Origin of the sequence: Flavobacterium sp., from assembly GCF_049318185.1 — a bacterium.
Classification (GTDB): domain Bacteria; phylum Bacteroidota; class Bacteroidia; order Flavobacteriales; family Flavobacteriaceae; genus Flavobacterium.
On the sequence record NZ_JBMOGV010000004.1, the window covers coordinates 1 to 19,311 of the forward strand.

Annotated in this window: 20 protein-coding genes; 10 read left to right on the forward strand and 10 right to left on the reverse strand. The window is 31.1% G+C overall.

The features are described 5' to 3' along the window. Positions 1–35: 35 nt before the first annotated feature. Positions 36–977, forward strand: coding sequence for a LysR substrate-binding domain-containing protein (locus ACOYLT_RS00755; RefSeq protein WP_422851965.1), 942 nt, complete (start codon positions 36–38; stop codon positions 975–977). A gap of 231 nt (positions 978–1,208) precedes the next feature. Here the strand turns inward: ACOYLT_RS00755 and mnmD are convergent, their stop codons facing one another. Genes mnmD through ACOYLT_RS00770 form a run of 3 tightly spaced genes read right to left on the reverse strand, consistent with a single transcriptional unit; the run spans position 1,209 to position 2,823 of the window. Further along, positions 1,209–1,871, reverse strand: a complete 663-nt coding sequence (mnmD, locus tag ACOYLT_RS00760) for a tRNA (5-methylaminomethyl-2-thiouridine)(34)-methyltransferase MnmD (RefSeq protein WP_422851923.1) — start codon at positions 1,869–1,871, stop codon at positions 1,209–1,211. A gap of 2 nt (positions 1,872–1,873) precedes the next feature. Then, positions 1,874–2,317, reverse strand: coding sequence for a hypothetical protein (locus ACOYLT_RS00765; protein ID WP_422851924.1), 444 nt, complete (start codon positions 2,315–2,317; stop codon positions 1,874–1,876). Between the two features lie 5 nt (positions 2,318–2,322). Beyond that, positions 2,323–2,823 carry a DUF4920 domain-containing protein gene (locus ACOYLT_RS00770; protein WP_422851925.1) on the reverse strand — a complete coding sequence of 167 codons (501 nt, stop codon included), beginning with the start codon at positions 2,821–2,823 and terminating at the stop codon, positions 2,323–2,325. A 276-nt stretch (positions 2,824–3,099) separates the two neighbouring features. On the opposite strand from ACOYLT_RS00770, the gene ACOYLT_RS00775 reads away from it, so the two are divergent. Next, positions 3,100–4,167 carry a branched-chain amino acid aminotransferase gene (locus tag ACOYLT_RS00775; RefSeq protein ID WP_422851926.1) on the forward strand — a complete coding sequence of 356 codons (1,068 nt, stop codon included), beginning with the start codon at positions 3,100–3,102 and terminating at the stop codon, positions 4,165–4,167. A 31-nt stretch (positions 4,168–4,198) separates the two neighbouring features. Here the strand turns inward: ACOYLT_RS00775 and ACOYLT_RS00780 are convergent, their stop codons facing one another. After that, a complete protein-coding gene (locus tag ACOYLT_RS00780) occupies positions 4,199–4,582 on the reverse strand; it encodes a hypothetical protein (protein WP_422851927.1) in 384 nt (127 codons plus the stop codon). 77 nt (positions 4,583–4,659) lie between these two features. Here ACOYLT_RS00780 and ACOYLT_RS00785 point away from each other — a divergent pair, with 77 nt between their 5' ends. Genes ACOYLT_RS00785 through ACOYLT_RS00805 form a run of 5 tightly spaced genes read left to right on the forward strand, consistent with a single transcriptional unit; the run spans position 4,660 to position 7,496 of the window. Further along, the gene (locus tag ACOYLT_RS00785; RefSeq protein WP_422851928.1) at positions 4,660–4,848 is read left to right on the forward strand and encodes a hypothetical protein; all 189 of its coding nucleotides are present in this window, start codon (positions 4,660–4,662) and stop codon (positions 4,846–4,848) included. A 53-nt stretch (positions 4,849–4,901) separates the two neighbouring features. Beyond that, positions 4,902–5,984 (forward strand): GyrI-like domain-containing protein, encoded by a 1,083-nt coding sequence (locus tag ACOYLT_RS00790; RefSeq protein ID WP_422851929.1) that lies wholly within the window; start codon positions 4,902–4,904, stop codon positions 5,982–5,984. Between the two features lie 59 nt (positions 5,985–6,043). Continuing rightward, on the forward strand, positions 6,044–6,586 hold the full coding sequence (locus ACOYLT_RS00795; protein WP_422851930.1) for an RNA polymerase sigma factor: 543 nt from the start codon (positions 6,044–6,046) through the stop codon (positions 6,584–6,586). Between the two features lie 30 nt (positions 6,587–6,616). Then, positions 6,617–7,030: a hypothetical protein gene (locus ACOYLT_RS00800; protein WP_422851931.1), complete on the forward strand. Its 414-nt coding sequence runs from the start codon at positions 6,617–6,619 to the stop codon at positions 7,028–7,030. 4 nt (positions 7,031–7,034) lie between these two features. Beyond that, positions 7,035–7,496 (forward strand): sensor of ECF-type sigma factor, encoded by a 462-nt coding sequence (locus tag ACOYLT_RS00805; protein ID WP_422851932.1) that lies wholly within the window; start codon positions 7,035–7,037, stop codon positions 7,494–7,496. Between the two features lie 21 nt (positions 7,497–7,517). Here the strand turns inward: ACOYLT_RS00805 and ACOYLT_RS00810 are convergent, their stop codons facing one another. After that, positions 7,518–8,558, reverse strand: coding sequence for a WD40/YVTN/BNR-like repeat-containing protein (locus tag ACOYLT_RS00810; RefSeq protein WP_422851933.1), 1,041 nt, complete (start codon positions 8,556–8,558; stop codon positions 7,518–7,520). 158 nt (positions 8,559–8,716) lie between these two features. Between ACOYLT_RS00810 and ACOYLT_RS00815 the strand changes: the two genes are divergently transcribed. Further along, complete coding sequence (locus ACOYLT_RS00815) at positions 8,717–10,696, forward strand: KUP/HAK/KT family potassium transporter (protein WP_422851934.1); 1,980 nt, start codon at positions 8,717–8,719, stop codon at positions 10,694–10,696. Between the two features lie 267 nt (positions 10,697–10,963). Here the strand turns inward: ACOYLT_RS00815 and ACOYLT_RS00820 are convergent, their stop codons facing one another. From ACOYLT_RS00820 to ACOYLT_RS00840, 5 genes are all read right to left on the reverse strand, one after another. After that, on the reverse strand, positions 10,964–11,389 hold the full coding sequence (locus ACOYLT_RS00820; protein WP_422851935.1) for a hypothetical protein: 426 nt from the start codon (positions 11,387–11,389) through the stop codon (positions 10,964–10,966). An 85-nt stretch (positions 11,390–11,474) separates the two neighbouring features. Then, positions 11,475–12,926: a hypothetical protein gene (locus tag ACOYLT_RS00825; protein ID WP_422851936.1), complete on the reverse strand. Its 1,452-nt coding sequence runs from the start codon at positions 12,924–12,926 to the stop codon at positions 11,475–11,477. A gap of 47 nt (positions 12,927–12,973) precedes the next feature. Further along, positions 12,974–15,463 carry a hypothetical protein gene (locus ACOYLT_RS00830; protein WP_422851937.1) on the reverse strand — a complete coding sequence of 830 codons (2,490 nt, stop codon included), beginning with the start codon at positions 15,461–15,463 and terminating at the stop codon, positions 12,974–12,976. A gap of 12 nt (positions 15,464–15,475) precedes the next feature. Then, the gene (locus ACOYLT_RS00835; protein ID WP_422851938.1) at positions 15,476–16,087 is read right to left on the reverse strand and encodes a hypothetical protein; all 612 of its coding nucleotides are present in this window, start codon (positions 16,085–16,087) and stop codon (positions 15,476–15,478) included. Continuing rightward, on the reverse strand, positions 16,087–16,569 hold the full coding sequence (locus ACOYLT_RS00840) for a T9SS type A sorting domain-containing protein (protein ID WP_422851939.1): 483 nt from the start codon (positions 16,567–16,569) through the stop codon (positions 16,087–16,089). Before ACOYLT_RS00840 ends, ACOYLT_RS00835 begins: the two co-directional genes overlap by 1 nt. Positions 16,570–16,895: 326 nt before the next feature. Between ACOYLT_RS00840 and ACOYLT_RS00845 the strand changes: the two genes are divergently transcribed. Together ACOYLT_RS00845 and ACOYLT_RS00850 are read left to right on the forward strand one after the other, a co-directional pair. Then, a complete protein-coding gene (locus ACOYLT_RS00845) occupies positions 16,896–18,116 on the forward strand; it encodes an RsmB/NOP family class I SAM-dependent RNA methyltransferase (RefSeq protein WP_422851940.1) in 1,221 nt (406 codons plus the stop codon). Between the two features lie 10 nt (positions 18,117–18,126). After that, positions 18,127–19,209, forward strand: coding sequence for an endonuclease (locus ACOYLT_RS00850; RefSeq protein ID WP_422851941.1), 1,083 nt, complete (start codon positions 18,127–18,129; stop codon positions 19,207–19,209). Positions 19,210–19,311 lie beyond the last annotated feature (102 nt).

A 19,311-nucleotide genomic window follows, 5' to 3' on the forward strand; every position in this document is an offset into this window, starting at 1 on the left:
ATAGTTTTTATATTTGCATAATTAAATACTATGCAATGACTATTACACAACTTAAATATGTTCTTGCAGTTGCTGAATATAAAAACTTCACTCAAGCTGCAGAAAAGTGTTTCGTTACTCAACCTACTTTAAGTATGCAAATTCAAAAAATTGAAGAAGAGCTAGAAATTCAGATATTTGATAGAACTAAAAAGCCTATTCAACTAACAGAAATAGGTCAAAAAATTGTAAATCAATCAAAGAATATTGTCAACGAAGCCGATAGAATTCAAGACATAGTTGACCAACAGAAAGGTTTTATTGGAGGGGAATTTCGTTTAGGAATTATACCAACAATTATGCCTACTCTTTTGCCAATGTTTTTAAATAATTTTATCAAAAAATACCCAAAAGTGAAACTCATTATTGAGGAGTTGAATACCAATGAAATTATAGAAAAATTAAAAAATGGTCACCTTGATGCCGCCATTGCATCAACGCCTTTGGAAGAAGAAAAGATAAAAGAAGTTGTGCTATACTTTGAACCTTTTGTTGCTTACATTCCAGAAAATCATAGCTCTTTTCATAAATCAGAAATTGAGATTGATGATTTGAATATTGATGAAATTTTATTATTGCAAGATGGACATTGCTTTAGAGATGGGATTTTAAATTTATGCAAAAATCAAAATAAAAACGATAAAAATCATTTTCAAATAGAAAGCGGTAGCTTTGAAACATTAGTTAAATTAGCAGATGAAGGTTTAGGAACTACGCTTCTTCCCTATCTTCATACGTTAAACTTAAATGAAAAAGATAAATTAAAACTGAAGCATTTTGTAGAGCCTAAACCAGCCAGAGAAGTAAGTTTAATTTTTCCTAAAAATGAATTGAAAATTCATATCATAGATGCGCTAAGAAATACTATTTCTGGCGTAGTTAGAGGAGCAATAGCTTTTCAAAATGTGCAGATCATTAGTCCACTACAAAAAAAATAAGGAGATGTTTTTACAACTCCATGTTTAAATTTGACAAAAAAATAATAAAAAATAATGGTTTAATCATTCTTTATCGATAAAATAAAATTCAAGCTCTATTTTAATAGGATTTTTAATCAATGAAATAATAATAAAAGAAGCCTTTTAGGCTTCAATAGTATTTTATCAATAAATAGTTTAAATATATTATTTATTTCCAGGGCTTTCTTTAATAAGTTTGAATAATCATTTTTAAATTCCTTTAGTAGCTCGTAACATCTCTCTCTTTCCAGGTGCACCAGGTAATTTTTCAACAGAAAATCCTGCTAATAACATAGCGTTTTTTATGGAAGTTCTACAAGCGTAAGTAACCAAAACACCATTTAATTTCAAAGCTTTATACATCTTTAAAAAGATTTCTTCAGACCATAATTCTGGTTGCACTCTGTAGCCAAAAGCGTCAAAATAAATTAAATCAAAACTTTCTATATCATTTATATCTTGAAAAAATTGTTTTCGTTTTATTAAAGTGAAATTTATAGAAATAGTATTTTTAATCTCCCATTCACATTCATGCATTTGATTGAAAAAAGTGGCTTTTGTAGTGTCAATTTCATTTGCAAAATTCATTTTCAATGCTTCCTCAATAGCTACTGGATATGCTTCTACTCCAACATAATCTATAATTTGATTATTCTTGTTTGCTTCTAAATGAGTAATAAAAGCATTCAACCCAGTTCCAAATCCAATTTCTAAAATAGCAATGGGCTTTCCTTGAAAAAGGGAAAGCCCATTTTTTATGAATACATGATATGCTTCTTGTATGGCACCGTGCTTAGAATGATAACTTTCATTCCATTCTGGCAAATGAATTGTGGTTGAACCATCATTTGTTTGAATAATTTCTCTTTTCAATATTACTCTTTAATATAAAGTTTTTTTATTCTCGGGATGGGTCCGCCACATTTTTGTTGGTGACATTGAATGCATGCATCAACTCCAGTATTAAAATGTTTAATAGCGTTTTTTGGGTCTTTATATATCAGTTCTTGAGCCTTGATAAATTTAGCTGCGTTTTCTTTAAAAAAAGCATCATTATCTGTTTCATCAGTCATGACAGCTTTATGAATTTCCAAAAAATGTTGTGGAAATTGACCTATCGTATCACCTTTTTGAATACGTTCTTTCAATCTTTGATTATCAACATACATCTGTTCCATTAAAGTTGCCATTTCAGACATTTGATACATTTCTAATTTCTTCTCTTTCTTAATTGAGCATTGATTAGTTGCTATTTTATCAACTTTTTTTTGACAAGAAAACAATACTAAGCAAAAAATAGCCAAAAGTGATTTCTTCATTTTAGTTATTTTTTGATATAAACACCCGATGCTAAAAAGGAATATGTTATTTCAGGTTTGGTAATTTTAGCAATTTCTGATGTTGATTTTCCGCCGTCTTTTGCATAATGCTTTAATTCATCTACAGAAACAACATCTACAAATGCTTTCCCATTAACTATAGCTTGACTGTCATCTGCATTTAGTGGAACAAAAAATGAATAATCTTTAAACTTCACAAAAGAATCATTATCACTAGCTAATTGCATTTTCATCCAACAACCTTTCTTTTTACAAACCGATTTAATGTTCGATTGAAATTGAACCGTTATTGTATCTCCTTTTTTTAGTGATTTATATTTTTTTAACATTTCTCTTTGGTTTAAAATCTTGGAAACTTTAAATTTTTCACCAAACAAAGCATAATCATTACTACTAAAAGATTTTATCTTTGCATTTTTTTGGGCTATCGAATTAAATCCAATTAATAATAAGGTTAAAATTAGTAAAGCATTTATTTTTTTCATAACATAAAATTTAATAATTGCAAAAGTAAAAAAGATTAACAGTTTAATAAGTCAAATTGACAATATATTTTATAGATATTAATAATTAGCACAAAAAAAGGACTTAAAATTATTAATTTTCTAAAAAGCATATATTATTTTTATTGATTGCATAATTCAAACATATTTTTATTAGTTTTACAAAATCTACCAACTCAATTATAATTTTTAGAAAATATTTATAACTAACTAATTACCAAATTTATACGTATTTTTTCTAAACTAAACTTATTGTTAATGATGTTAAAAACAACAAACGAAATCGATATAGTTAGAGCTTCTTCTACTAAAATTAATGAAGTTGATTTCGAAAACTTAGCCTTCGGAAATACATTTACAGACCATATGTTGATTTGTGATTTCAGAGAAGGGAAATGGAATAAGCCTATTATTAAACCATATGAGCCTTTTTTGATTGATCCATCAGCAAAAGTATTTCACTATGGCCAAGCTATTTTTGAAGGAATGAAAGCTTACAAAGATGAAAATGATGATGTTTGGCTTTTTAGACCTGATCAAAATTTAGAGCGATTTAATAAATCTGCAGTTAGAATGGCAATGCCAGAAGTTCCTGAAGAAATTTTTATTGGTGGTTTAAAAACTATAGTTGATTTAGATAGAAATTGGGTTAAAAAAGGATTAGGAAATACACTTTACATAAGACCTTTTATGATTGCTATAGGCTCAGGTGTAATTGCCCAACCATCTTCACAATATCGTTTTATGATAATACTTTCTCCTGCTCGTTCTTATTACTCGGGTGAAGTGAAAGTAATTATAGCTGAACATTATAGTCGTGCTGCAAATGGAGGAATTGGTGCCGCAAAAGCTGCAGGAAATTATTCTGCTCAATTTTACCCACAAAAATTGGCTCAAGAAAAAGGTTTCCAGCAAATTATATGGACTGATGATGCAACACACACGAAATTAGAAGAAGCTGGAACTATGAATGTTTTCTTTAGAATTAACGATACATTATACACTGCACCAGTTAGCGAAAGAATTTTAGATGGTGTGACCAGAAAAAGTCTAATTGCAATAGCTAAACGAGATGATATTGAAATTGTTGAACGTACGGTTTTAGTTGATGAAATAGTTAATGCTGCTAAAGACGGAAGTCTTAAAGAAATATTTGGTGCAGGAACAGCTGCTGTTGTTAGTCCTATTGTAGGATTTCAATTTAAAGGAGATTATTATGAGTTACCAAAAATTGAAAACTCTTTTGCCATTCAATTAAAAGATAAATTAACCAAAATACAATACAAACTAACTGAAGATACTTTTGGTTGGTCAGTAAAAATATAGTTCATAATAAATCCTCCAAATGGAGGATTTATTATTTTAGTATGGCTTCAAAACTTGGTTTAAAATAATTTGGCCCTTTCATTACTTTGCCATCTTCTCGATAAATAGGTTTTCCATCTTCACCCAGTTTACTCATATTACTACGTTGAATTTCATCAAAAACTTCTTCTATTTTGTGTTGCAATCCATGTTCCAAAATAGTTCCGCAAAGAATATACAGCATATCACCAAGTGCATCAGCAATTTCTATTAAATCATTATTTTGAACTGCTTCTAGATATTCTTCGTTTTCTTCCTTCATTAAATTAAAACGAAGTACATTTTTTTGTTCACCCAAATGAGCTTTCATTTCGTGGCTTACACCGAGTCCGAATGAGGTGTGAAATTCTTTTACTGCGTTGAGTTGTTTTTGCATATTATTATAAATTAATTGATGATGCAAAATACAACTTTAGCATACATTTGAGTAAATTTGTTGAAAATTTAAAATAAATGTTCACAACTGGTCAATGGATATTCGCCGCTTTGTTTTTTATAGGGTTTGTAATTGCAATGTATTTTGCCTATGGAAGAGACAAATCTCTTCATCAAAAAGTATACAAAGGAAGTTATAAAGTTTTGATTGCTTTTTTATTTTTTATTCTACTGCTTTTTGTGATAAAAGTAACAATTAAACACTGATTATTTTACATCCAATAAATTCTTAACTTTGTTACTCTTTATCAAGATAGTTTATGCAAATTCTAAAATATATATTCTTGCTTTTATTGTTAGCATTTATGGGTGTTACTGTATACGTAGCTACTCAAAAAGGAGACTTCAAAGTATCAAGATCAAAAGTTATTAAAGCACAGAAAATCTCTGTATTTGATTATGTAAATGATTTAAAAAACTGGGAAAGTTTTGGTTCTTGGATGGAGAATGATGAAGGAATTAAATTTAATTATCCATCAAAAACAATGGGTTCAGGAGCTTATTGCTCTTGGGAAAACGGATCAAACGATGGAACAGTAAAAACTGTTTTTGTAAAAGAAAATGATAGTATTTCACAAAAAGTAAAATTTAATGGAACTTTTGCTTTAGTTTCTTGGAAATTGAAAGATACTATAGGAGGAACAAAAGTTACTGTTTATAATAAAGGTAAAATGGATGTTTTTACCAAAATCGCTATCTTTTTTCAAGGAGGGATTTCATCCGTTCTAAATGATGTTTGTGAAAAAAGTTTATCTAATTTAGACAAAACACTAAACTATCAAATGAAAACCTATTCCATAAATGTGAATGGAGTTGTGCAAAGAAATTCTGGATTTTGTTTGCAACAAACTGTTTCTTGCAAAGTGAAAAGTGTGTCAAAAAACATTAAAATTATTATGACAAGAATGGTTCATTTCTTTAAAAAGAACAAATTACCAATGACAGGAAAACCATTCGTACTATATAATCGTTATGACATTACTAATGATTTTGTAACATTTTCTGTATGTGTTCCAACCCAAAAACAAATATTCGTTTCACCAGAAAGTGATGTAATTTCTGGTGAAATAATTCCTTTTACATGTTTAAAAACAACTTTAGTTGGTGATTATTCACACACACAAGAAGCATGGTCAAAAGCAAAAAAATATATTACTGCTAATGGTTTTAAAGAGAATTTTGCAGGAAATTATAGCGAAGTATATGTTAAAACTATTGACGATATAAAACAACCCTCTAAATGGATTACAGAAATTTATATTCCTGTTTTTCCAAAAGCTGAAATTGCTCAATCAGCAGTAGAACCTGTTCCATCGGATAATATTCCAACAGAAACTCCATAATTTTTTATTAAAGATTAAACCTTTTCATTTATATTTATTCCAAAAGCTAAACTATAGATTTGCAAGAAGAAAAGGATTTTATACAGGAATTATTAAATCCGAAAACGCAAAATCAAGCGTTTCAAAAACTCTTGCGCAATTATCAAAGACCTTTATACAATCAGATAAGAAATATAGTTTTAAATCATGATGATGCGAATGATGTGTTACAAAATACTTTTGTTAAGGTTTTTCAATATTTAAAAGACTTTAAAGGTGAAAGCAAACTTTTCTCTTGGATGTACAGGATTGCTACTAACGAAGCCATCACTTTTATTAATAACAAAGCTAAACGAAACGGAACTACAAGTGAAGCATTACAGAGTAAAATTGTAGACAACTTAAAAGCGGATACTTATTTTGATGGAAACGAAATTCAATTAAAACTGCAAAAAGCCATTGCTATACTTCCAGAAAAACAACAATTGGTCTTTAAAATGAAATATTATGAAGAAATAAAATATAAAGATATGTCGGATGTTTTAGGAACATCTGTTGGAGCATTAAAAGCATCTTATCATCATGCTGTAAAAAAAATTGAAGAATATATGATAACCAATTAAACCTTTTATTTCAAAACTTGTCAAATAATTATGAATGATTTTAAATTAGATAATGAACCCAAAATCACATCTGGATTTACAATTCCCGATGGTTATTTTGATACATTTTCAGAAAAGATATTAGCACAAATACCTATACACGAACCTAAAGTTATTTCAATATTTAATATTACAAAAACTTGGTATTTTGTGGCTGCGGCTATAGTGATTGTAATGTTATCCATTCCTTTATATTTAAAGTATTCAATAAAAAATCAAGAGTTAGATGCCACAACAATAGAAAACTACATTGCTTATGATTCCTCAATTTCCGAAGATGAAATTGTTGATTTGTTAGACAAAGAAGATTTAGTAAAAATGAAAATTGAATTTAATCTACAAGACGAAGATTTAGAAACCATTTTATCAACAAATTCTAATTTAGAACAATACATTATAAATTAATATTATGAAAAAAATTAATATCACAACAATACTTTTATTGCTATTATCTTTTAGCGTTTTTGCTCAAAACGGGAAAGTATTAAAAAGAAAAAAGGAACAAGTAAAAGCAATGAAAGTTGCCTTTATCACTAACGAACTAAATTTAAATCCGGAGGAGGCAACAAAATTTTGGCCTTTATTTAATGCTTTTGAAGAAAAGCAACATGAAATTAGAAGAGAAAAATTAAAAAACTACCTTGACCGATTAGATGATAATGCTTTTGAAAATTTATCCGAAAAAGAAGCTGTTACTATTTTAGCACAAATGGAAAGTACTGAAGATGAATTATACAAAGCAAAAAAGAAATTTATAACAAGCATAAAAGGGGTTATTTCACCTATTAAGATTTTAAAACTTAAAAAAGCAGAAGAAAACTTCAATAAAAAATTACTACAACAATATCGCGATAAAAAATTAGTAAAATAAAAACAAGATTGCTTTTCTCTCTTATTTTTTGAATTCTATTTTGATAATTTTATTCTTTCCTGCAGCAAAAGCAGTAACTTGATTTAAAAAGCGTATCGTATATAATGTAGGATCTGATAATAATTGTTTCCAAGTGCTACCTCCATCAGAGGAATAGTGTAACCCGGTTAAACCTACAGAAACTATTCCTTTTCCGTTTGAGTTAGGCATAAATTGAATACAAGAGGCATAACCAAATCCTGAATTTTCAGCAAGTAGCTTCCAGGTTTTTCCACCATTAGTAGTAATAGCTTTGTTTTGAAAATTTTGTTCAGGCAATTCATAATCGCCACCAGCAATGATTCCAATGTTATGGTTATAAAAATCTGCCGAAAAAATACCTGTCATATCTTTTCCTTGAACTATTGGTGTATCATAAACATTCCAAGTATGTCCTTTATCAGAAGAAAAAAACACTCTAGCTTTTTTACCTCCAGAAACTACCCAAGTATTATTTCCTTTAACAACGATATTAGTATTACTTGCTGCAAAAGCAGCTTCACCTTCTACTAATTTTGGTAAACTTTCACATGATAATTTATTCCAAGAATTACCTCCATCACGAGTTAAAAGAATAGAAAAGCAATCTTCTGTTGGGTCACCAATAGCAATACCTTCTTGCCCATTCCAGAATTGCATACTGTCGTAGAAAGTTTTTTCATTAGTTTCTGTATAAACTATTTCTTCCTTTAGACTTCTTTTATTTATTTTAAATACATAAGCTGGACTTCCTATATTATTTAAAAAAATATTTTTTGAAGTTTTCGCAATACTTCTAAATTCTAATTTTAAATTATCCTTTACTATTTGCTTATTACTATTGAATGTTGTACGAATATCTATAAAGCCAACTTGACCGTTATCTCCTGCATACCAAAGTTTATCAGAATCAACAATAATAGCTCTAATACTTATTTTTTCTTTCAATAAAGTATCGATTTTTACATACTTATATTCTTGAGCTATTAAATTACTAAAACCAAAAAACATATAAATCGTAATTTGTCTAAATAAATTTTTCATCTGAAATCATTAGATTATGAGCTAATATAGAAATTTGTTCATTCTAATTCACATTTAGTTGAAATCTTAGAACAATCTTTTTTTCTATTAAAAATAATTGGTATAAAATATTCAGTTGTATGAAAAAGGTATAAATTTGCATCGTTTAATAAAATTTCATGAGCGCTCATAATCATCAGCTTCACAGCAAACTTACCACCGGTGGATTACTTGTTACATTAGGAATAATTTACGGTGATATTGGTACTTCTCCATTATATGTTATGAAAGCCATACTTGGTGTTCATGCCATTTCAAGAGATATCGTTTTAGGAGGTATATCTTGCATCTTTTGGACACTTACACTTCAAACAACTTTAAAATATGTACTTATCACCCTTAGTGCTGATAACCATGGTGAGGGTGGAATATTTGCTTTGTTTGCCTTGGTTAAAAGAACCAAAATAAAATGGTTAATTGTACCTGCAATAATTGGAGGAAGTGCACTGCTCGCTGATGGAGTTATAACTCCCCCTATATCTGTTTCTTCAGCAGTTGAAGGATTAAGACTTTTCAATCCAGAAATAAATACAATACCTATTGTAATTAGCATCCTGATAGTATTGTTTACTATACAACAATTTGGGTCTAAGTTAGTAGGTAAGTTTTTTGCACCAATGATGTTGATTTGGTTTACTATGTTGGGCGTTTTAGGCTCTATTCAAATACTAAAAGATTTCTCTGTATTTAGTGCTATTAATCCCTATTATGCCTATGAATTATTGAATATTCATCCTGAAGGCTTTTTTGTTCTTGGTGCTGTATTTCTATGTACAACTGGAGCTGAAGCTTTATATTCTGATATGGGCCACTGTGGAAGAAAAAACATTAGAGTAAGTTGGATTTTTGTTAAATCAATGCTCTTGTTAAACTATTTTGGACAAGGTGCCTATTTAATTTCACAGGAAGGAAAAACATTAAAACAGCTTGGTGGAACAGCTGGTAATCCTTTTTATTTGATAATGGCAAATTGGTTTCAACCTATAGGAATTGTCATTGCTACCTTGGCAGCAGTTATTGCTTCTCAAGCTTTGATTAGTGGGTCGTTTACGCTAATTAATGAAGCTATGCGCTTGAATTTTTGGCCAAAAGTAAAAATAAAATACCCTTCAGATTTAAAGGGTCAATTGTATATTCCATCTATAAACTGGTTGCTTTTATTAGGTTGTATAGGAATTGTTCTTTATTTCAGAGAATCTTCAAATATGGAACACGCATATGGTTTAGCAATCATTTTATGTATGATTATGACAACCATTTTACTCAACTTTTATTTGATAATCAAAAGAGTAAAACTATATTTAATTGTTCCTCTTATACTAATTTATTTAACCATTGAATTTAGTTTTTTGTATGCTAATATTGTAAAATTTCTTCATGGTGGTTTTGTAACTTTAATAATAGCAGTTGGATTAATTGCTATCATGGCAACGTGGTATTTGGCAAAACAAATTAGTAAAAATTACACTAAAATCGTTAAAATAGAAGATTACAAAAAAGTACTTGCAGAATTGAGTGTTGATTTATCAATACCTAAATATGCAACACATTTAGTTTATATGACTAACTGCAACAGAAGTGATGAAATAGAAGAAAAAGTAATGTATTCCATTCTTCAAAAAAGGCCGAAACGTGCCGATTTGTATTGGTTTATACATGTTAATGTTTTGAGCGAACCTTACAAAAAAGAATATAAAGTTATTGAAATAATTAAGGAAGATATCTATAGAATTGATTTTTATCTTGGATTTAGAGAACCAACAAAAATCAATTTAATGTTCAAACAAGTTATAAAAGACATGGTTGATCGTGGAGAAGTTGATATCACTAGTAGATATGAATCGTTAAATAAAAACAATATACTTGGCGACTTTAAATTTGTTCTTTCTGAAAAATTTCTTTCAAATGATAGTGATTTAACATTCTTTGAAAAGATTGTTATGAATACCTATTTTTTAATGAAAAAATTCAGTTTGTCTGAAGAAAAAGGATTTGGTTTAGATAGTAGTTCCGTAAAAATTGAACAATTCCCATTAGTCCTTCATGCTCCAGAGAAAATAGAGTTGCATAGAATAAATAGTGACGTTTCTACTTTATAAACTTAGAATTATAGCGGTTTTTCGTTATATGTTTTAATAAAATATATAAATTCTATTTCAAGAATTTTAATTATTAAAACATCAGTTGTAAAAAACTTATTTACTATTAGTTTTGAATAAATTTAGTATGTTTAAATATGATACATCTCACCTATTAGGGCTGTTGCCAGTGACATATAATTATTATGCATAAAAAAACCATGTTGTTCGTGCGAAAAAAATTCCGTTTGCAATAAAATAAGGTAAATATATTATCTCATAATAATATCAGTAACAAGCATTTTGTATTACAGATTGATTTTGAAAACCATAACCAGTACCACCAATAAATATTGATTCAACTGAAGGGGCTATACAAAAACTTTGAATAACAGATTTTTGTTGGTCTCCGTAACCTTTTCCTCCGAAGAAAATAGACTCAATTGTAGGTTCAGTACAAGCAAGCTGCACTATGACCTTCTGTTGATCGCCATATCCGATTCCTCCATAGAAAATAGATTCCACGGATATAGGAGTACAAGTATTTTGAACAATTACATGCTGTTGATCTCCATAACCTATTCCTCCATAAAAAATAGATTCAACTTGAAGTGGTGCACAAACGTTTTGAAACAAACTTTGCTGAAATGAACCAAATCCTTTACCACCTGAATACATGGTAGTAGTTTTTTTAGAATTGAATATCCCACGCATAGAAGGAAGCACAATTTGTCCAAATGAGTTTTGCCCCAAACAAATTAAAACTAATATAATTATTTTTTTTATCACTTAAATAGGATTAATTAGATCTAACTCCTCTACCAGCTTGAGCCGAACCATAACTTGCATCGTTGCCATAATTTCTATTAGAAGTTTGACCTGCATTGAAGTTTACAGCAGAACCGCCTCTATTCCAATATTGCAAATTATTCCATATTGTATTGCCACAAGCACCATCATTATTTATATTTCCATCTCCATTAGCAGTTGTAAAAGTTGAATAATCATAACCCCAACCACCTACGCAACGCTCCATAGTACTTCCTGTCATATCAAGAATACCATAATAAGTTGCACCAGCATGAACTCTATCTGTATTTGCATTAGCTGAACTTCCTGCTCTATACATTCTAGACGTATAATAATTACAAAGACCTAATGCAAAATAATTTTGAATATCTGTGGAACAACCCCAATCCGCACCAGTATATTGCATTTGTGCAATATCGGTGCTTCCCCAGGAATATTCAGCTTTAACTGGATCGAGTGGACCTCTACAAGCTTTTTCATATTCAAATTCTGACATAGGTCTCAAAGCTGACCACTCTAAATAGCTTAACCAATGCTCTTGTCTTAAGGGAACGGGTAAACCTAAACCATCACAATCTTCATCATATATTCCATTATCATTTGCATCACATGCATAAACAGCAGGAGTTAAAGAAGTTGTAGAAACACCTGGTGTTTTAATCTCTATTCTATAACCCCAATTACACATATAACCTGTACCTTCAGGAGATGTTGGTGGAGTCGTATTCCAGTTCATATCTTGTTGTTTATGTAGTTGCTGATCATAAGACAAAGTATTAAGGAAAGATACGTACTGAGCACAAGTAATTTCATATTTCATACAATAAAAACTATTGTAACCAAAAGGATAGGTACTTGGTAAAGTAACTGACGATCCTAATTGTTGTTGATTACCATATTGAGCATTAGTCAAACTTGTAGTTGAACTTGTAATTTGTAATGGCTGGTTATTAGCATCACCAAAAACTTGATAATTATTATAATTACCATCCCCAATAAAGAAATTACCAGTTGGTACATTTACCATTTCCATTCCATATACACCAATATTATCTGCACCCACAGGAGCATCCAATGTTAATGTAATTGTTTCTTGAGTAATATTACCAATTCCAGCTGAGATTCTTCTTACGAAGACACCCGCATTATCAGAAACAGTATCCACTTGAAGAACTGTACCTGTTACTGATTGTCCACTTGTTGCTAATTGAGCATGTATCCATGGGCTTGAAGCACCACTTATACAAGTTTGTCTTTTTACGAAAATCCAAACAGCATCCCAATTTGATGGTCCTGTTGTAACGTACCAACTATTGTCCCATTTAATAGTAAAAGTAAGCGTGTTTCCACTAATTACTGGTGTTCCCACAATTAAATTATTTGCATGACTTTGAAAAGTGAAAGCTAGAAATAGAAGCGTAATTAAAGTTGTTTTTTTCATTTTAGTATTGATTTATTGGATATGTTATTAGTATTAAATTTATATATTTATTGCATGTCTCCAGCGGTAACAATAATTCCACCGCCGATATTTACAATAGTGGCAATAGCATAATTACCTGCTGTAGCGGTAAAATTATTTCTGTTTTTCATGGTCACTCCAGAACCTCCTGCAAAGTTAATTTTATTAGAGTCGGTGCTTTTTTGTAGTACCATACAATTGAATCCTAATGGCAAATCATTACTGAAAGTAATTGTAATTTCATTATTTGGATTACAAATCATTACTTTTCCTTTGAACTCCTCTGCATTAGAACTGTCAATAGTTAAGCTTGCTATTATTTCTGAACTGATTGCTGCATTTGCAGTAATTGAACCGCTTGTATTTACGTTAGTTACTGATGAATTTCCTAATTGGATGGTGTCGTTAGAATAAACGGTTGCTCCATTACCAATTGCCGTAGCATTTGTCAAATTATCTGAGCCTACATTTGCTCCATTTCCTAAAGCAGTATTTCCACTTCCACTAACATTAGCGACCAAAGTCCGATTTCCAATAGCTGTATTATTTGAGTTTTCATTATAAAATAAGGACTGATATCCAATGGCCGTATTAGAACTACCCGACTGATTATAATAAAGTGCAGATGAACCTACAGACGTGTTGTCATTACCTGACATACCAGCAGCAGCATACAGAGACTCAGACCCAACAGCTGTATTATTAGATCCTATATTGCCTCTTAGCGCACCCGTACCAAGTGCAGTATTGTAGTTTCCAGGCCCAGCACCCTTACCAATAGTTACTCCATTAACATTTAGATCAGAGTTAAAAGCCTTATTACCTGCGAATAATTGATTACCAGTAGTCACTACACCCCCATTATTTTCATCGGCTGGAGCAAGGTTTAATTCGCCTGCAGTAATAGAAGCACCATTTGCTGTTGATGAAGTACTAATAGCACCTACAGATGTGGAACTACCATTAGAAGTAGAACCATCAGCCATTAAAAATTCTGTAGCAGTACCTCCTGATTTGATAAAGGAACTAGCGGTTACTTCTGATGTAAATGATTTAGCACCTGCAACAGTTTGTGCTGTCGTTAAATCAACAAAGTTTTGAGTTGATGAACCTGTTCCACCATTATTCACTGATAAAGTTCCTGAAACACCTGATGTAAGATCTGTTGCAGGAGCAGTTGCTGCTTGTCCATATCCTTGGCCTATATTCCAATAACAATTTGTTCCATCATAATAAAAATTTAAAATATCTTGAGCACCTGCAGCTGTTGATAAAGCAATAGTTGTACTAGAAGCTGATCCCAGAACTTTATTAATTAGTGAAGGCAATGTGATTGTTCTTCCGCCAGTAGCATCTTGTGTGATCACTAAAGTTCCATAAGTACCAGCACTTGGTGTGGCAGAGAAACTTAAAGTACTGTTTTGGTCTAATGTTACAGATGCATTTAATCCATTAATAGGATCCCAAATTATGTCTGAACCAGAAACTAAAACTTGCGGTATAGATGCATAAAAAGGCGATGTAACACTTGTTGCAGTTAATGTAGTTGTATTAATAGTGTTTGTAGTAACTGTATCGGTAAAAGTTTTAGTCCCTGAAAATGTTTGGTCAGCAGTTGTTACAACACCTCCATTATTTTCATCTGCTGGAGCTAAGTTTAATTCGCCAGCAGTTATTGAGGCACCATTTAAATTTGCTATACTACTAATAGCACCAATAGTACTTAACCCAGAAACTCCCTGGATTCCTTGAGGGCCATCTGCACCCTGTGGACCAGTTAATCCAATTGGTCCTTGTGGTCCTGCTGCACCTTGTGTACCAGTTAATCCAATTGGCCCTTGTGGACCTGCTACACCTTGTGCACCAGTTAATCCAATTGGCCCTTGTGGTCCTGCTGCACCCTGTTCACCAGTTAATCCAATTGGTCCTTGTGGTCCTGCTGCACCTTGTGTACCAGTTAATCCAATTGGCCCTTGTGGACCTGCTACACCTTGTGCACCAGTTAATCCAATTGGCCCTTGTGGTCCTGCTGCACCCTGTTCACCAGTTAATCCAATTGGTCCTTGTGGTCCTGCTGCACCATTTGTTCCAGAACTAGCAGAATATAGAGCATAAGGCACAGCCGTAAAAGGTTGATTACTTATTCCTATGAAAGTGGTACATAATGCTTTAAAATCTATTTCAACAGCTAAGCTTTTTGGACTACCATTCCATATAATACTTCCAAAATTTGATGCAGAACCACCACTCGGAATACCCATTCCTATTATTGCATTCACCATTCCAAATTCATCTGTGGTAGTTTGTAAGTCCTCCTGATATTCAAGTGTTGTTCCTGAATAGATTATAAATCGTAAACAAACTTGTGTATTAATAAGTGGTGCTCTTTCGTTATTATAACCAGGGATATGGTCACCTTCAGGATTTAATATAACTGCTTGGTATGTTATACCATTAGTTTGTGCATAAATAACTGAACTTAAAAGAAGAACTAATAAAAGGTATATTTTTTTCATAACTATTTAATATTATTTGAACGTAAAATGAACACCAAATTGAATTTGATTGTTGTTGAAAGATAGTTTCTCATCTGTGTTGTTGGATAGATTGAAGCTTTTAGAATAGGCATATCCTAGGCTCAAGTATATATCATTATCAATATTATAACTAGCCGAAATACCTAACTTGTTTGTTATCCAAAATCCTGAGAATTCTTTTTGTGAAGAAAGATCAAAATACTCACCATTAATGACTTGTTTTCCATAGATGAGTGTTGAAATACCAAATCCACCATTAGCAGAAGCCTCAAATCCTCTTTTTTTAACAAGCGATACAGAGAAAGAATTTTGAACTCCAAGATATTGAGTATTCCATGAATAAGAACTCACAGTGTTACCAGCAATAGCATTGTATTCGTTTAAATTTAATCCAAAAGCATATTTTAATTTTTCGTTTTTTAGGGTCATTACATAACCAATCTCATAGAAATCACCAGTGCCGGCTTGTAAAACAGATGTATTGCTACTATTACTTTTATAATCATAATTTGTAAAATTTTTACCTGTTTGCAGGTAAACTTCCTGGGATTGAATTTTCTGAAAAGAGCAGAAAATTATAACTAAAATAAGTAGTTTTCTCATTATTTTTTTAGGATTTGTGTGTAGTATAAAAAGTTGGGTGCTGTTAAACGCACTAGGTAATTGCTTGAAGACAAATTGGGCAAATCAATTGATAATATATTTTCTGTAGCTTCTTTTTCTTGGGTCAAGATAAGTCTGCCGCGAATATCAAATAAACTAAAAGTTATAGTTTCTTTTACAGCTTGTGAAAACTGGAAATTAATATTAGATACAAAAGGATTAGGATAAGTAACTGTATTTATTGCAATAGAAGAGTTATTGTTGATGTATTTGCGCCAGAAACTTTGTTGAAATCCTTGACCGTAGATTTTACCCTCTCTGTTATAGTTGCCAATAACACTTTGCTGACCAATAGTTTGACTTACAAAAATACCGCTGGATACCTCTTTACTAGTTCCTTGTGAAGAGAGCATTTGATGGTGAAGTTTCTGAGCTTGAATATTTGAAGATGTTATTAAAAATAGAAGTAAAATTTTTTTCATGCGAATAAATATTTTTCAAATTAACAAAAAATATTTATTATAAATTAAAAAAATATGTTGGATATGTTTTTTTTAAAATAATTAACACGGAATGATTTTTATAAACATACTGAAATTCAAATTAATATGTTCTTTCGTTTAATTAGTTTGTGATGTATATTTATAATCAATTCGAGTAGCTATAAATAGAAAAAAATCAACACATTTTGTATTTCTTGTTTACTGCAGAAAAGAAACCAGAACTACAATTTTTAATAATTAAGTCTAACTATTGAAGTTGCTAATTAAAAAGCAATATCTTTGCAGGCTTATCTTTTTTTAATATCATGCGATTACATCGAAATTTAGTTTACACTACCATTGACTCTTTGAACGCAATCTTCAACGAAGGAGAATATGCCGATAAAGTGGTAGCTCGCGCCTTAAAGAAAGACAAACGCTGGGGAAGTTCCGATAGAAAATTTGTTGCTGAAACCATCTATGAAATAGTTCGTTGGAAAAGACTTTACATGGAAATTGCTGATGTAAAAGAACCTTTAAATCGCGATCAATTGTGGAGAATATTTGCGGTTTGGGCTGTATTACGTGGTTATACCATTCCAGACTGGAGACAATTGGAAGGAACACCGGAACGCAAAATTAAAGGCCGATTTGATGAGTTATCTAAAATCAGAAAAATGCGAGAATCTATTCCAGATTGGATGGATGAAATGGGTACAAAAGAACTGGGTGAAGAAGCTTGGACTAAAGAAATCGCTGCTCAAAACAAACAAGCGCAAGTTATTCTTCGTGTCAATACATTAAAAACCAATAAAGAACAACTACGTGCCATTTTAATGGATTTGAATATTGAAACCGAGTTTTTAAAAGACCAACCCGATGCACTGGTTTTAAAAGAAAGAGCCAATGTTTTCTTAACCGATGCTTTCAAAGAAGGATTATTTGAAGTACAAGACGCTTCTTCTCAATTAGTAGCTGCATTTTTGGATGTTCAACCAGGAATGAGAGTGGTAGATACATGTGCAGGCGCAGGCGGAAAAACATTACATATGGCTTCATTAATGCAGAACAAAGGTCAATTAATTGCTATGGATTTATATGAAAGTAAATTGAAACAATTAAAATTAAGAGCCAAAAGAAACGGTGCTTTTAATATTGAATATAGAATTATTGATAGTACGAAAGTCATTAAAAAACTCCATGAAAAAGCAGATAGAGTATTAATTGACGCACCTTGTAGTGGATTGGGAGTTTTGAAAAGAAATCCAGATGCAAAGTGGAAATTGCAACCTGAATTTATTGATAATATAAAGAAAGTACAAGCGGAAGTTCTAGAAAATTATTCTAAAATTGTAAAACCTGGTGGAAAACTAGTTTATGCTACCTGTTCTGTTTTGCCTTCTGAAAATCAAGAACAAATCAAGAAGTTCTTAACTACAGAAATAGGTAAAAGTTTTACCTTCATTAAAGATACCAAGATTCTTGCCCAAGACACAGGATTTGATGGGTTTTATATGGCGTTATTAGAACGAAAACAAGATAATTAATAAACAACAAATGAAAAAAATATTTACATTTCTATTAGTCCTAAATATAGCGATTGCTTTTTCCCAGTCTGGCGCTCCTAAAAGTCCTTACTATAATGGATTTAATTGGACTTTAACTGGTACAAATTTAAAAGTTGCTTTAGAGACAAAGATTATCGATACACATTCCAATTATTTGATTTATACACCAGATGTTTGGAATGCGCTCAAACAAGTAGATTTAGACCCTTCAAATTCTTCAAATGTACTTTTGATGTATGGATGGGAAAACGGAACGGATGCTGATATAACAAATGATCATTCCAGAAATAAAGATAGTAATAGTGGAAATAACGGCGATTGGAATAGAGAACACATTTTTGCACAATCACTTGGAAATCCAGATTTAGGACAGTTTGAACCGGGTGCAGATGCACATATGCTTAGAGCTTGTGATGTTCAAAGAAATAGCAATAGAGGAAATAAACTCTATGCTGCTGGCACAGGAAACTCAGGCGATGTAGGTAATCATTGGTATCCTGGAGACGAATGGAAAGGGGATGTTGCTAGAATTATAATGTATATGTATTTACATTATGGAGATCAATGCCTTCCTACTTATGTTGCTGCGGGAACAACTACTTCAAGTGATGCTAACATGGTTAACCTTTTGCTACAATGGAATGCTGAAGATCCAGTTTCACAATATGAAGATAACAGAAACGATTATTTAGGCGGAACACCTAATCCCAATAATTATAAGCAAGGAAATAGAAATCCATTTATTGACAATCCTTATTTGGCTACTTTAATTTGGGGCGGCCCAATAGCACAAAACAGATGGCCAAATACTCCTCTATCTTCATCAGCCTATGATTTAGAAAATAGTATTTCAATTTATCCAAATCCATCTAATAGTATACTAAATATTCAATCTGTTATTTCATTGGAGGAAATAGATTTAATCACTATTAATGGGCAAGTTATCCAGCAAATTAAAAACCCTATTTTTGACAATAACAACTACTCAATTAGTAATTTACCTAAAGGATTCTATTTTTTAAAATTGTCATCAAACAAAACTTCGATAACCAAAAAGGTATTTATTAACTAAAATTATAAATCAAAAAATTAGTACTTTAAACTCTATTGAAATTCAATAGAGTTTTTTATTTAATAAAGTTCTAATAATTAAAAGTGATAAAAAGAATTGAAA

Excerpts from the sequence above, each read along its gene's own strand:
- ACOYLT_RS00825 (WP_422851936.1), bottom strand. The coding sequence starts at position 12,926 with ATGAAAAAAACAACTTTAATTACGCTTCTATTTCTAGCTTTCACTTTT.
- ACOYLT_RS00835 (WP_422851938.1), bottom strand. The coding sequence starts at position 16,087 with ATGAGAAAACTACTTATTTTAGTTATAATTTTCTGCTCTTTTCAGAAA.
- ACOYLT_RS00765 (WP_422851924.1), bottom strand. The coding sequence starts at position 2,317 with ATGAAGAAATCACTTTTGGCTATTTTTTGCTTAGTATTGTTTTCTTGT.
- ACOYLT_RS00785 (WP_422851928.1), top strand. The coding sequence starts at position 4,660 with ATGTTCACAACTGGTCAATGGATATTCGCCGCTTTGTTTTTTATAGGG.
- ACOYLT_RS00850 (WP_422851941.1), top strand. The coding sequence starts at position 18,127 with ATGAAAAAAATATTTACATTTCTATTAGTCCTAAATATAGCGATTGCT.
- ACOYLT_RS00800 (WP_422851931.1), top strand. The coding sequence starts at position 6,617 with ATGAATGATTTTAAATTAGATAATGAACCCAAAATCACATCTGGATTT.
- ACOYLT_RS00780 (WP_422851927.1), bottom strand. The coding sequence starts at position 4,582 with ATGCAAAAACAACTCAACGCAGTAAAAGAATTTCACACCTCATTCGGA.
- ACOYLT_RS00815 (WP_422851934.1), top strand. The coding sequence starts at position 8,717 with ATGAGCGCTCATAATCATCAGCTTCACAGCAAACTTACCACCGGTGGA.
- ACOYLT_RS00840 (WP_422851939.1), bottom strand. The coding sequence starts at position 16,569 with ATGAAAAAAATTTTACTTCTATTTTTAATAACATCTTCAAATATTCAA.
- ACOYLT_RS00770 (WP_422851925.1), bottom strand. The coding sequence starts at position 2,823 with ATGAAAAAAATAAATGCTTTACTAATTTTAACCTTATTATTAATTGGA.
- ACOYLT_RS00845 (WP_422851940.1), top strand. The coding sequence starts at position 16,896 with ATGCGATTACATCGAAATTTAGTTTACACTACCATTGACTCTTTGAAC.
- ACOYLT_RS00820 (WP_422851935.1), bottom strand. The coding sequence starts at position 11,389 with ATGCGTGGGATATTCAATTCTAAAAAAACTACTACCATGTATTCAGGT.
- ACOYLT_RS00805 (WP_422851932.1), top strand. The coding sequence starts at position 7,035 with ATGAAAAAAATTAATATCACAACAATACTTTTATTGCTATTATCTTTT.
- ACOYLT_RS00830 (WP_422851937.1), bottom strand. The coding sequence starts at position 15,463 with ATGAAAAAAATATACCTTTTATTAGTTCTTCTTTTAAGTTCAGTTATT.
- ACOYLT_RS00790 (WP_422851929.1), top strand. The coding sequence starts at position 4,902 with ATGCAAATTCTAAAATATATATTCTTGCTTTTATTGTTAGCATTTATG.
- ACOYLT_RS00810 (WP_422851933.1), bottom strand. The coding sequence starts at position 8,558 with ATGAAAAATTTATTTAGACAAATTACGATTTATATGTTTTTTGGTTTT.
- ACOYLT_RS00775 (WP_422851926.1), top strand. The coding sequence starts at position 3,100 with ATGATGTTAAAAACAACAAACGAAATCGATATAGTTAGAGCTTCTTCT.
- ACOYLT_RS00755 (WP_422851965.1), top strand. The coding sequence starts at position 36 with ATGACTATTACACAACTTAAATATGTTCTTGCAGTTGCTGAATATAAA.